This window comes from Aneurinibacillus tyrosinisolvens (assembly GCF_001015055.1).
GTDB classification, from domain to species: Bacteria; Bacillota; Bacilli; order Aneurinibacillales; family Aneurinibacillaceae; genus Aneurinibacillus_A; species Aneurinibacillus_A tyrosinisolvens.
The window spans coordinates 1-13,213 of sequence record NZ_BBWZ01000028.1 but is presented as its reverse complement, the minus strand read 5'-3'; the positions used below and the strand labels follow the sequence as shown (position 1 = coordinate 13,213).

Genomic DNA, 13,213 nt, shown 5'->3' with positions numbered 1-13,213 from the left:
TCACAAAGCAGGTGCCATATCAAATGCCAGTTTATATGCCTAAGCTAAAATCAATGTTGTCCGCGTACTGGGGGTAATCAATGAGGGGATTTCTATTATGCTGTACATCAAAAATTGCTTGATTCCGGTGTTTTTCGTATGGAGACACTGTAAAGTTCCGATGCCAGCTTAGTAACACTCTTATGTCCTCTTCGCTGTACTGGTTGATTTTTCCCGGATAACGGAGCAGAAAGTATAAGGTGGCCCTGGCTACGGCTCCTTTTCCGCTTTCCGGTTCAAATCTATCACCTTCGTACTTGCCGCAGCTGTCTCGGATGATACTCATGCTAGACCCGGGTTCATAGTCTGGAAAATCATAGTAGGGATGATTGGATCTGGCAGAATTACATACCGGTTCGCAAGCAAATAAGTGATGCAAATCGCCACGCATCGGGCTCTCTTTATGAAACCATGATTGCGGGACCACATGCTCACAGTTATACTTATACTCGCTCTCAATGTTTGCGCTCAATTCGTGTGCCGCCTGTAAGTCAGCGGGCGACGAGGAAGCTCCTATAAGCTTTTCATACGCTTCACCCCGCTTTTTTTCCGTCTCGTAGTCTTCTTGTAATAGCTGTTCCGGTTCTCGGACGACTCCTGAATAGATGCTGTGTATGTTCCCATCCTTCTGCAAATCGACCCAGAGGTACAAATGCTTATACCTGCTTTCATCATAGGAAGGCTGATTCGTATGCGTACGTGTGATTAGTTCGCTTAGTTCCTTAAATAAGCTGCTTTTGTCCTCCGCCATAAAGTTGATTGCGCGGTAGTATGCTGCCATGTCTTCTTTATCTCTGGCCTCGTCATAGTAACTACTTTCGGTTTTCACCTTTACTTTGTTGTCATTTAGCGTGGCTAATGCGGTATTCAGTTCCTTACACATCATCGCCCACCTCTCCGCTTTATTTGCCTTGCTAGCATGGATACGGCTTTGCCTGACTGCAGGTTGAAAATTTGAAATATTTACTATACTGATAAATTCGATACAAACCTTGCATTTCCTGCTATTGTGTATGAAATAACATTTTTATAAAATAACAGTCTTGCTGGCAGGTTACACCGCTTAGCCTGAAGGGTAGTAATCTAATACGGTAATAAAAATATATTCATTTATAGAGTCAAAGCTTAAAATATGGTATATTGTAAATCATGAGCACACATAATAAAAAGAAAGACCGCAGTTGCAGCTGCGGTCCACGCACAAGTAGTAGTTCCCGCATGGGGACGGCTCATAAGGTACCTTAGAAATAGACCTCTCCTTCGTGTGCCAGGCTCAAGGGAGGCCTATTTCTTGTGGTTAAACGACAGTATAGCCACGATAAGAGTTGCGAATGTAACCATTAACGTCAACGCTTGATATACCGTCAAAGAAATCACCCCCTTTCATCGGGGAGTGAGCCGGCCACCCTTGAGGAGCCCATTCTATTGTGAGTATCTCATTTTAACACAGAATGGAAAATACTTGAACAAGCCTATTTACTCATACAGTTAAGAAGGGAGAAAGGCATATGCTTTCTCCCTTTTTCTTATTTCTAAAGGCCAGAATCGCCCAATGGCTCACCCGTCATATCTTCCTCAGCTTGAATGCATAAAAGCACCGTATGGGGAGCGAAGCAATTCGGGATCGTTTGCGAAACACGGTGATACCTTAACACTATTTATAATAAAGATAGGCCTTACGGATCGTACGGGTACCCATTCCCATAGTAAATAAAACCTTATTTATCGTTTATTTGTTTCATTTGATTGTCTTCCGGAACTGAATGATAGAAAAAACAGCCAGTTGTTACTGAACTTCCTTCTGTCAAATAGAGAATGTTAGAAGAAGCCCGCCTATGCAGCCCGAGTCCGAAATTTAATTGGACTCAGGCTGTTTAATTTCGCCTGGAAACGTCCGTGTTGTTTCCCTGGTCACCTGCTCTGTCGTAATATTCGGTAATGCCAGCTGCTAGCTCTCTAGCCACACCTTGTTGGAATGATGGATCAAACATTTTATGATTTTCAACTTGATTTGTTAAAAAACCGACCTCTACAAGAACGGATGGCATTTTCGTATTACGCGTTACATTTAAACTTCTTTTTTTTAATTCACGGTCACCAAAGCTTGTTGCCTTTACTAAATGCTTGTGAATCATTTGTGCAAATTCTTCACTTTGGGGTGTTGTATAAAAACTCTCTGTACCATAGGAATCAGGCAGACCTGTATTAGCATGAACAGATAAGAAAAGATCTGCATTTGCATTATTTGCGATGCTGACCTTTTCACTTAATCCTTGTATCTTCTTTGCTCTTGTTAGTTTCTCATCAAGTGAGCGCGTTCTCGTCATTAGAACAATAAAATTTCCCTTTTAATTTATCGGCCAATCGCAGACTATCAGATTTGACCCTTATTTATTTTTGGGGAGTACGGTGGTAAAAACAAAAAAATAGGTACCCCCACGTTTATGTTTTCGTATTTTTTTCCAATTTCGTTAACCTTGTTTATATTTACTTTCCCATTCGGAAGTTGGCTGAGCTCTTCCCAAAAATCAACAAACTTTCCGGGGAAGTGCCATACATACTACAAGCCCAATGATGGAAAGACCCAAAACCAAAAGAAAGATTTGATGTAATCCTACAGCAATGGCTTCTCGCATGACCTCAAGAGCTTTTTCAGATATATTTCTAGAAAGGTGAGGATTAAAAAGCTTATTCATATCCATACCTTGTTTCAAAACATTTTGGTGGGCAGATAGATATTCCGCTATTTTGTGATTAAACAAGGTACCAAATACAGCAATGCCAACGGTTTGCCCTAAGGTACGCAAAAATGTGCTCGAAGCTGTAGCAGCCCCTCTCAGTTGCCAGCTAACGGCAGATTGGACAGATACCGTAAATGTGGTAATGGCAAATCCAAAGCCAAGTCCCATGACGAACATTGCACTTGTCAGCACCCAATGCGGCGTATCATTACCGATGAATCCTAAAACAAGCGAGCCGATGAATAGAGCTGATGTACCCATACATGAAGTCATTTTTCCTCCCAGCTTCACCATGATCCGTCCCCCAACGGCAGCTCCGATAGGCCAGCCTATTGACAGAGGGATAAGGGTTAACCCTGAGTTCGTCGCTCCTTGCCCATATACACCCTGTATCCAAAGAGGCAGATAAACGGTAATGGCAATCAGGATGGCACTGACTAGAAAGCCAGCAAGATTGGATATGGCGATTACACGGATACGGAATAAAGACAGCGGCAGCATCGGATCGGGAGATTTCGTTTGGATATAGAGAAATAAGCACAGCGAGATGGCAGAAAGAAGAAATAAACTTATGATTGTGTTTGAACTCCAAGAATATTGGGTGCCACCGGTTAATAGTGCATAAAGCAATGCCGTCATTCCAATCGTAAACGATAGAACTCCGGGGTAATCTACATACTTTCTTTTTTTCTCAACCGTCTCATGCAATGACGTCCATAACATGATGATGGCTACAATACCAAAAGGGATATTGATGTAGAAAATCCACCTCCAGGATACATAGTCTACTAAAAAACCACCAGCCAAGGGGCCTAATATACCAGAAATTCCCCAAATACCGCTAAAAACACCCTGGATTTTTGCGCGTTCTTCATGGGTATAGATATCCCCGATAATGGTGAAGGTGATCGGAAGGATGGCTCCTGCGCCGATTCCCTGAAAAGCACGAAACCAGATGAGCTCTGTCATGCTGTGGGCCATCCCCGAAAGCATGGACCCAAGTAAGAAAAGGATCGCACCTACCGTAAAGATGATTTTACGTCCAAAAAGATCGGCTAGCTTTCCATAAATAGGGGTCGTTACAGCGGACGTTAACAAGTACACCGCTACTACCCAGCTAATTAACTGCAGTCCACCAAGTTCACTCACAATGGTCGGCATCGCTGTGCTGACAATCGTGCTTTCGATCGCTGCCAGTACGGTTGCCACCATCATGGCCACCGTAACCGTCCGTCTGTTTATCTTTTTCATTCTCCTCTTTCCTTTCTTTTTCTAATAAGAAGTATTAAGTTTAAACCGTGGATGGATAGGAAGAGGATCGCTCATCACAAATACATCCTTCTGTTTTTTCTTAAAAATAGAGGTTTTTGCCAATAAAGTAATGAGATAGGGACGAATTCGTTTTACAAAGGGATTGTTTGACATCTGAAGACTTTCTTGCTTTAGCTGCAGTTGGTGAACATTACGGATATCTTTCTCACGAATGCGTTGTACCTGACCTAACCTACTTGCTGAAACATCGCTTGCTTGCAGGGCTTCGTAAATCACATCGGCAGCTACAATCGCTGTGGCGGTGGATAATGATACTCCAATTCCACCGGCCGGAGAAGCACAGTGGGCGGCGTCACCAATTAAAAGACATCCATCCTTTGCCCACTCCCTCACAAACATCGTTTTTGCCTGCAAAATCGTAAACGGCTTAAAATTCTGCAAAGAGTAAGCAAATTCCCGAAACGCCGGGCTGGCTTCCGCCAACTCTTTGCGAAAGTGGGCTACCCCTCTTTCCTGGATTTTTTTCCATTCCCCTTTTTTAAAGGTAATGCCGCCTTGAATAGAGTCAGGGTATTTGGGTAGAACCAAGCAAAAATGAGAATCTGTAAGAACCAGTTGCAGTTGTTTCGGCATTCCTTCTGGTAAAGGAGTGGTAAACCAGGCTACATCGTTGTTATAATGCTCATACTCCATTTCAAATCCACCCAGCTTCCGGATGAGTGAAAACCTTCCATCGGCACCGACCGTAACTTTTGCCCGAATTTCCATTTGCCCTTCTTTTGTTTCCACTTTTACTCCTGCAATGCGTCCTTCTTCTTTTACCAGTTCCTTTACCGATGAGTGGAACTGCAAATGAAAAGAAGGATACATTTTTCCTTTGTCGTATAATGCATTCAATAAAATTGGCTGTGGCATCCAAAACGCATAGGGAAATTCCGGAACTAAATCCGAAAAATGAATCGGCACCAGCACTTTATCCTTGTGGTACAGCCCACCTTCCTCAAGATTGAGGTGAGGATACTGTTCAAGAAACGTGCGCAGCCCAATCTGCTCCATCATCTGTACAAATCGAGGATGCATAATCTCTCCTCTATACTGCCGATCAAAATTTGCATTTTTCTCTAAAACGGTCACCTCTACCCCTTGACTCGCCAGGAGAAGTCCCAGAATCATTCCTGCGGGTCCTCCCCCTACAATGCACACATCTGTAGATATCGTTTTATTCATCATTCTCACCCTCCATCTTTAAATTAGCATGCTAATTAAATAATCTTAAAAAAATATTGAGATTTAGAAGTTTAGGTTCTGTAGAGCCCGTGTTAACAATCTCATGAAAAATGTACGCTCATCTTTGGTAAAACCCTGAAGTGCCATTTCATTGACAGCCCTTGCCTCTGGAATCAATATACCTTTAAGGTTTTTACCGCGGTCCGTCAGATAGACAAGTTGTACTCTTTTATCGGCTTTATCAACTTGCCTTTGGATCAGCCCGGATTTCTCCATTCTTTGTAAAATTCCCGTTACAGTAGCCCCCTCAAGCCGGAGTCTTTGCTGCAGCTCCACTTGCGCTATCCCTTCATGCTGCCAAAGCACAGCTAGAACGGACCATTGAGAAGGTGTTATCCCATGCACTTTAAACCTTCTTTCCAATTCATTCGCCATAAGATGGGCCAGTCTATTTACAAGAAAACCATGACTCTCAAACAAATCCATTTCACCATCACCTTTATCATTTTCTTTATCTCGCTTTTACTTTGCATGCTAATGATATATCAAAGAAAAGTATGTGTCAATACAGAATTCAACTAGGCACAAGCCTATTCTCTCCGAATACAATACGTAACAAAGAAGGCCCCAAGCCTAAGCCAGGACCTTCCTTTGAGCCAAACACGACTAAATCAAGCCTTTAGATATCATTTGCAGCGCTATCTCATTGCTTAAAACAGGGTACGTTCCTAAGCGTTTTTTGATTGCTAGAAATACTTCTTTCTTTTGAGCTTCTGGAATCTCACTAAATAATTCATCAAAAGCCGGAGCTGCTATCCGTTGATCGATGAATAAAAACAATCGTTTCCATTCATCTCGATTAATGAATTGCTGCAAACTTGCATGAGTCTGCTTAATTTTGGCTTTCATTTTAGTCAGCTCTAAATCTTCGATCGTTAATTGTTCCGGTAACTCGATCAATACAATCTCCTTATAGTAAAGGAAGATTGCACTATCCCCGTTCGGGTTAAAATACAAATCAGCTTCAGATACACCCAGGTAATCGGCTGCTTTATTTATCTCTTCTACAGTAGGGAAATCAACCATCTTATACTTTTCGCGCACTTCATCCGGAACATCCAACAAAGCAAAAAGTTTCTCTTTACGTATCATCGTTTAAATGTAAAATCCATTGTTTCTGCTAATAATTCAAACGCTTCTCCTACCGGACTATCTTCATCTGCAATAGAAGTTGGGGAAGCCTCGTCCGCAGGCTGGAATGGGATGCGGGCAATCACGTCTGTCTGCAAACGTTCTGCTAATTGGTCCCCACCACCTTTGCCAAATAGATATAATTTTGTTCCCGCTTTTTCCTCAAGGTAGGCCATGTTCTCGACAACACCGACTACCTCATGCTTCGTATGTTTGGCCATGACCCCAGCCCGTGTCGCTACATATGATGCAGCCTGATGAGGAGTTGTTACTACGATTTCTTTTGCCTGCGGAATCATGGCCGCCACATCGATAGCCACATCCCCTGTTCCCGGAGGTAGATCCAGCAGAAGATAATCCAGCTCTCCCCAATCTGTATTTGCCAAAAAGTTTCGTATCCATTTATTTAACATGGGGCCCCGCCACATTACCGGTCCATTGTCAGGCGAGAAGAATCCCATCGACATGACCGCAACACCATGACTCATTACAGGGATTGCGGTTTGGCCCTTCATCGCTGGTTTTTCCGTAATCCCCATCATAACAGGCACGCTGAACCCATAAATATCTGCATCTAAAATCCCCACTTTTTTGCCGCGTTTAGCGAGGGAAACAGCAAGGTTTATCGTTACCGTTGTCTTTCCGACTCCGCCTTTTCCGCTTGTAACAGCAAGAAAGGTTACACCGGAATCGGGTTTTAAAAGAGCAGGCATTCCTGCTTCCGTTGTAGACATCATAATCCCTCCCATTTGTAGCTTAATTAGCCAGGTGAAAAATCGTTTTTACGTTCATTTAGGGGAACGAATTTTTAAGGAGTAGCTAATCATAAGCACCAATATAACAACCGATAAAATTAAATTTTCGATTGGATTATCGCGATTGGCAATAATAAAGCGGAGTGTAGCCGTAATTCCAATATATAGCAGATAACGAATTGGGAAATGATAATTTTCTTTAAAATACGTAACAATGGTTGAAAGGAAAGCAAAAAACAGGAAGAACATCAGAATATCTTGCAAGATGTTCCGAACATCTAACACGGGTTCGAAAGCATAGTAAACAATTGTCCAAATTTCGCGAGCCATAAAAATAACAAGAACAAGCCCAAGAACAATTAATGATAAATTCAGAACCCACTGAAACGCTTTAGTCACAGATTCTCTCACCACAAGTCCCCCAATAAAGAGAAGGCAGATGGAACATCCGCCTTCCTGTCAGCAAAGATTATTCCTTTAACCCTTTCCCTACTCCTTTTAGGAAACGAAGCCCGAAACCAATGGCCCGGTTCATATCCGGATCTTTTAACGCCTTAACCAGATCGAATACGCCGACTTTTTGGTCTTGCTTTTCTTTGGCTTCTTCCAGGCCAATCGTTACACCCGCTAACAGTTTTTTTGTTTGTTCCGGGTCGATTGCAGTAAGAACTCCGGCGGCAGCCATCAGATTATTAATCAGGGACGTGGCTTCTTTACGACTTACCTGCCCTAGAACAACTTCTGCAACACTTTCCTTTGCTTTCAATATCGACTCAGCTGCATCAAGAATTCCGCTGTCATGAAGTTCACGGACGATCGCCATTGTTTTCTGAATCGCTTCCGCGTTCTCTGTCAACCCATCTGTTAGCTGGTTTAGTGATTGCTGCTTTTTTTCTTCTTCATTCCATTCACGTTTTTTTAATCACGCTTATAGGTTTCCCCATGATGACACCCCCTATTTATTAATCAACCAAAGAGACATATCCCGGACGGTTCCACTTACGGTTCGCTTCTACTCCGTTTTGAGGGTGTCGTTTTTTATATCGTGGATTTGTTTTTGGCAGTGGAATTGCACCCTTAACGCTTATAACTTCCATCCGAACTTTGGTTTGCTTGTAGGCAGGCGTATTCGTTACGACGTCAAATCCATTACCGGTAAGAAGGTTCACGGCATTTTCGTGGCTTGCAGAGTGCATGGGCACATACACTTCCATTCCACGAACCCGGTCCGTAATCAGAGCAGCCAGTTTAATTGAACCATATGGGGATACAAGACGAACGAGTGAACCATTCTCAACCCCGCGCTCTTTCGCCAATTCCGGAGAAACCTCTACGAAAACCTGTGGCAATTTCTTATTAATTCCCTCAGATTTACCGGTTAAGTTTCCTTCATGGAATTGCTCAAGCAGGCGCCCATTGTTTAACGTCAAATCGAACTCAGCCGGGTATTCCACCGGTGGTACATAATCAAACAAAGCGAATCGTGCCTTTTTATCCGGGAAGTTAAATCCGTCTGTATAAAGAAGGGGTGTATCTTTCCCATCTGGCGATCCCCAGCTAAAGCTGTTCCATCCTTCTAATACATCATAGTTACACTGGCTGAAGAACGGAGTTAAACTCGCCATCTCGGCAAAAATCTCACCTGGATGAGAGTAATTCCAGTCATAGGCAAAACGTTTAGCCACCTGCGAGAAAATCCACCAGTCAGGCTTGCTGTCTCCAAGTGGTTCCAGAGATTGATATAAACGCTGAACACGGCGCTCTGTATTCGTAAAGGTTCCATCCTTTTCCAGGGATGGCGCACCTGGTAAAATAACATCCGCAAATTGAGCGGTTGTGGTTAAGAAAATTTCCTGTACAACCAGAAAATCAAGTTTGGCAAGCATCTCCTGGGTGTGGTTGGAGTTGGCATCTACCCAGGCCATATCCTCCCCGGCAATATACATGGCCTTCAAGTCTCCACGGTCAATGGCCTCCAGCATTTGAATGTTATCAAGACCTGGTGTACCTGAAATCTGCACACCGTATGCTTCTTCAAATTTCACTCGAATTTCATCGTTGGCAACGGATTGGTATCCTGGGAAGATATTCGGCATCGTTCCCATATCGGCAGCCCCTTGGACGTTGTTATGGCCACGGAGCGGGTACGCGCCTGCACCAGGCCGGCCCATATTTCCGGTAACAAGAAGCAAGTTGGCGATCGCTGCCGAGGTATGAGAACCTGCTATGTTCTGGGTAACACCCATTCCCCAACAGATCGCTGTTCCATCTGCATCGCGAATCATTTCAGCGATTTGAATCAATGTTTCTTTCTTAATGCCTGTTTCTTTTTCTGCAAATTCGAGTGTAAATCGTTCAAGACCTTGCGCGTACTCATCGTAGAAATTCACATGTTTTTCAATAAAGGCTTGGTCATGCCAGCCTTGCTCAATCATATATTTGGCTACCGCAGCTAACCACACATAATCGGTTCCTTGTTTTGGACGAATGAATAAGTCAGCACGCTCCGCCATTTCATGTTTACGAAGATCGACTGAAATTAACTTTTGTCCGTGCAATTTATGTGCACGTTTGATGCGAGTGGCGAGTACCGGGTGACCTTCAGCCGGGGCACAACCCACCAGGATAACAAGACCAGCCGATGCGATATCCTTGATCGTTCCCGAGTCACCGCCGATCCCCCCTGTTTGCTGCAATCCCCAGGAAGCAGGTGATTGACAGTATCTGGAGCAGTTATCCACGTTGTTCGTCTCAAATACCTGGCGAGCCATCTTTTGCATCAAGTAATTTTCTTCATTCGTCATTTTAGAGGAAGAGATAAAGCCAAGGGCATCACTGCCGTACTGTCCTTTAATGGAACCCAATTTGCTTGCAACAAGGTCTAACGCTTCATCCCAGGTGGATTCAACGAATTCATCACCTTTGCGGATAAGAGGGGTTGTGATGCGTTCTTCACTGTTTACAAAATCCCAACCGAATTTCCCTTTTACGCAGGTTGAAATAGCGTTTACCGGAGCGTTGGAAGTTGGTTGAATCTTAAGGATTTTGCGGCCTTTTGTCCATACTTCAAAAGAACATCCTACACCACAAAACGTGCAGACGGTCTTTGTTTTCTTTGTTCTTGTTTCACGCATGGCAGCTTCTATCTCAGATACAGCAAAGATGCCGCTGTAACCCGGTTCTACTTCTTTAACTAAATCGATCATAGGATCAAGAAGATTTTTTTCAATCTTGGTCATAAATCCGGCTTCCCCAAGCATGGACTTTTCCATTAAGGCGTTACAAGGGCATACGGTAACACATTGTCCGCAGCTTACACAGGAAGAATCGTTAATCGCAGATCCTTGATCCCAAAGAACGCGGGGACGCTCTGCCTCCCAATCAATGGATAATGTTTCATTAACCTGCAGGTTTTGGCACACTTCTACACATTGGCCGCACGCAATACATTGATTTGGATCATAACGGTAAAAGGGGTGAGACATATCCACTTCGGTTGGATCTACCTTTGGCTCGTACGGATATTTTTGATGTTCGATCCCCATCTTTTCAACGGTGTTGTGCAAGGTACAATTTCCATTGTTGTTATCGCAAACCGTACAATACAGCATATGATTTTCCAACAACCGATCCATCGCTTCCGTCTGTGCCCCTTTTGCACGATCGGATGATAAGGTCACATTCATTCCATTCATTGCAATGGTGGAACAAGCCCGCATGAGCTTACCATCCACTTCAACGATACACGTATCACAGGTTTGAATCGGATCCACTTCCGGAACATAACAAACTTGAGGAAGTTCAAGACCTGCCTGATTGATCGATTCTAAAAGAGTTGCGCCTGGCCTTACTTCATACTCTTTCTGATTCAAAGAAATTTTTATCGTCTTTTGGTCCATAGTGGGTTTCTCCTTTTTTACTTCGGAATAAAAAAATCCACCACAACAAACACCCTAAAGGTGTTTGTTGTGGTGGAGTAATCAATTAGCATCCGCCTACTAATTTGTCATTCCGCCATAAAATAATAAATAGAATCTTAACAAAAAATTATTAAGAAATCCATTTGTGTCGATTTATTGTCCAAAATGATTATACTCCTCTCTCCCAAAAAGACAAGACAGAAGTGTTTTATTTTCGTTTTTTAATTTTAACTGTATGCTGTATATTATATTTTGGAGGGAATACACGATGATAAAAAAAGAAGCTGCATTCAACGAGATTATCCGAAAAGTCAGAAAGGATTTCTTTGGAAAAGGACCCGAGAGAATCTATACTCATTTTGTCGAAAATATGGCAATAACTACAATGCATGGAAATTTTACCCCTGTAGAGAAATTCATCGGCAAAACATCGGAAGGCAGACAAATGGTCCATAATGCAAGAACCCACATGATCCAGGAATTATATAAAGAACACGTGCCTGACGGGTTAGAGGAACTTGTCGGTTCTAAATTGGTTCATCTGTTTTCCGATATTAAAGTGGAAGAAGACATGGCTGTTTCTGTTTTCATTTTTGAGAAACCTATCGTATAAGGAGAAAAGAAAATTTTTATTCGTTCACAATCTTGACAAATTTTCAAAGCCAGTGTTAGGATGTATTTTGTTGATTGAACGTGTCGAATGAAATAAACGTATAAACTCTGCGTTTATTTTATTTAAAAATGTAAATTTGTTTGATTGATTATCCTATAGGGACCATGTAGGAAAATTAACCAGCATAAAGTAGGCCTATCTACAAAGATGGTGCTCATTTGTGGTGGTTTTTTTATTTTTTTATTTTATTTGGAGGGTTATTTATGTCCTTTTATTCACCACAACAAATTGCTGTAGCTGCCGCGGAATCAGGTGAAAGGAAAGCAAAGTTGCCTCTGTTGCCGGTTCTTATTCTTGGATTCCTGGCAGGAGCCTTTATTGCCTTCGGATTTTTGTTAGATATTCGAGTTAGCGGAAATGTGCCTAAAGAGTGGGGTTCGTTTGCTGGCTTCCTGGGAGCTTCCGTGTTTCCCGTGGGTCTTGTTCTGGTCGTTCTAGCTGGCGGCGAACTCGTAACGGGTAATATGATGACGGTTTCGATGGCCTGGTTTTCTAAAAAAATTACGTTTTCACAAGTTTTGAAAAACTGGCTTTTCGTAACGATTGGTAACTTTGTTGGCGCGGTTTTTGTTGCTTACTTATTCGGTCATGTTGTTGGGTTAACGGAAGATGGGCACTTCCTGGCTAAAACTGTATCGATAGCGCAGGCAAAGTTACACGATAGCTTTCTACAGGCGTTTATCTCTGCTATCGGGTGTAACTGGCTGGTCTGCCTGGCCGTTTGGCTGGCTCTAGGAAGTCAGGATTTTGCCGGTAAAGCACTTGGAATCTGGTTCCCGGTCATGGCCTTTGTTGCGATTGGATTCCAGCACGTTGTTGCGAATATGTTCGTTATCCCCGCTGCCATCTTTGCCGGCCATGCAACCTGGTCGGAATATTTGCCTAATTTTATTGCGGTATATCTAGGGAATATCATCGGTGGTACAGTTTTTGTTTCGTTGTGTTATTATGCAGCATATGGAAAAAATTTCAACATCAAAAAAGAAGGTATGGAGTGGAAACAATCTGCTTAAAGAGCAGGCAAAATGGTAGATCCAGGCTGAAAGCCGGGAAATTTTCAAGGCACCCAAAGGGTGCCTTTTAAGCTTTATATTTAAATTTATTCTCGATGTTATCCAGCAATATACCCGAGTATGCAGATAATTTGACACGGCGCCTGCTGCTTTCACCTCATCTCCAGCCTCGCGTTTGACACTGATACGGTAGTATGGTTTACCAGGTGCATCGGATAGGCTGTATTGGCGGTTATGTGTATATTCCTCTCCCGCAATCTCCACCTTTGTCATTTCTAGCAAAGCCCTGGCTTTTCTTTACAACGTTATTATAGTGACAAAAGAGAAAAATAAGATGTGATAACCATCACACCGTTTGCAAAAAAATTATAAAACCCATCTA

The 13,213-nt window shown here is 42.8% G+C and carries 11 protein-coding genes and 3 pseudogenes; 2 read left to right on the top strand and 12 right to left on the bottom strand.

The window, feature by feature from the left end; all coding sequences use genetic code 11:
* Window positions 1-31: 31 nt before the first annotated feature.
* From MBEAL2_RS19720 to fdhF, 11 genes and pseudogenes are all read right to left on the bottom strand, one after another.
* Window positions 32-925: an endonuclease I family protein gene (locus MBEAL2_RS19720; protein ID WP_047153975.1), complete on the bottom strand. Its 894-nt coding sequence runs from the start codon at window positions 923-925 to the stop codon at window positions 32-34.
* Between the two features lie 398 nt (window positions 926-1,323).
* Complete coding sequence (locus MBEAL2_RS34055; RefSeq protein ID WP_369405517.1) at window positions 1,324-1,416, bottom strand: putative holin-like toxin; 93 nt, start codon at window positions 1,414-1,416, stop codon at window positions 1,324-1,326.
* A 497-nt stretch (window positions 1,417-1,913) separates the two neighbouring features.
* Window positions 1,914-2,366, bottom strand: coding sequence for an N-acetylmuramoyl-L-alanine amidase family protein (locus tag MBEAL2_RS19715; RefSeq protein ID WP_052947851.1), 453 nt, complete (start codon window positions 2,364-2,366; stop codon window positions 1,914-1,916).
* A 201-nt stretch (window positions 2,367-2,567) separates the two neighbouring features.
* Window positions 2,568-4,031, bottom strand: coding sequence for an MDR family MFS transporter (locus MBEAL2_RS19710; protein ID WP_047153974.1), 1,464 nt, complete (start codon window positions 4,029-4,031; stop codon window positions 2,568-2,570).
* Between the two features lie 21 nt (window positions 4,032-4,052).
* The gene (locus MBEAL2_RS19705; RefSeq protein ID WP_236692945.1) at window positions 4,053-5,282 is read right to left on the bottom strand and encodes an FAD-dependent monooxygenase; all 1,230 of its coding nucleotides are present in this window, start codon (window positions 5,280-5,282) and stop codon (window positions 4,053-4,055) included.
* 60 nt (window positions 5,283-5,342) lie between these two features.
* A complete protein-coding gene (locus MBEAL2_RS19700) occupies window positions 5,343-5,765 on the bottom strand; it encodes a MarR family winged helix-turn-helix transcriptional regulator (RefSeq protein WP_047153973.1) in 423 nt (140 codons plus the stop codon).
* Between the two features lie 180 nt (window positions 5,766-5,945).
* Window positions 5,946-6,431, bottom strand: coding sequence for a hypothetical protein (locus MBEAL2_RS19695; RefSeq protein ID WP_047153972.1), 486 nt, complete (start codon window positions 6,429-6,431; stop codon window positions 5,946-5,948).
* Window positions 6,428-7,195 (bottom strand): annotated as a pseudogene (locus MBEAL2_RS19690) (P-loop NTPase); the annotation flags it as partial. The pseudogene MBEAL2_RS19690 and the gene MBEAL2_RS19695, both read right to left, overlap by 4 nt.
* A gap of 63 nt (window positions 7,196-7,258) precedes the next feature.
* A complete protein-coding gene (locus MBEAL2_RS19685) occupies window positions 7,259-7,636 on the bottom strand; it encodes a phosphate-starvation-inducible PsiE family protein (protein ID WP_236692944.1) in 378 nt (125 codons plus the stop codon).
* Window positions 7,637-7,694: 58 nt separating this feature from the next.
* Window positions 7,695-8,147 (bottom strand): annotated as a pseudogene (locus tag MBEAL2_RS19680) (helical membrane plugin domain-containing protein); the annotation flags it as partial.
* A gap of 40 nt (window positions 8,148-8,187) precedes the next feature.
* The gene (fdhF, locus tag MBEAL2_RS19675; protein ID WP_047153970.1) at window positions 8,188-11,124 is read right to left on the bottom strand and encodes a formate dehydrogenase subunit alpha; all 2,937 of its coding nucleotides are present in this window, start codon (window positions 11,122-11,124) and stop codon (window positions 8,188-8,190) included.
* A 289-nt stretch (window positions 11,125-11,413) separates the two neighbouring features.
* On the opposite strand from fdhF, the gene MBEAL2_RS19670 reads away from it, so the two are divergent.
* Window positions 11,414-11,758, top strand: coding sequence for a Na-translocating system protein MpsC family protein (locus MBEAL2_RS19670; RefSeq protein ID WP_047153969.1), 345 nt, complete (start codon window positions 11,414-11,416; stop codon window positions 11,756-11,758).
* 263 nt (window positions 11,759-12,021) lie between these two features.
* Window positions 12,022-12,831 carry a formate/nitrite transporter family protein gene (locus tag MBEAL2_RS19665; RefSeq protein ID WP_047153968.1) on the top strand — a complete coding sequence of 270 codons (810 nt, stop codon included), beginning with the start codon at window positions 12,022-12,024 and terminating at the stop codon, window positions 12,829-12,831.
* Window positions 12,832-12,942: 111 nt separating this feature from the next.
* Here the strand turns inward: MBEAL2_RS19665 and MBEAL2_RS33025 are convergent.
* A pseudogene (locus MBEAL2_RS33025) lies at window positions 12,943-13,098 on the bottom strand (nitric oxide dioxygenase); the annotation flags it as partial.
* Between the last annotated feature and the right edge of the window lie 115 nt (window positions 13,099-13,213).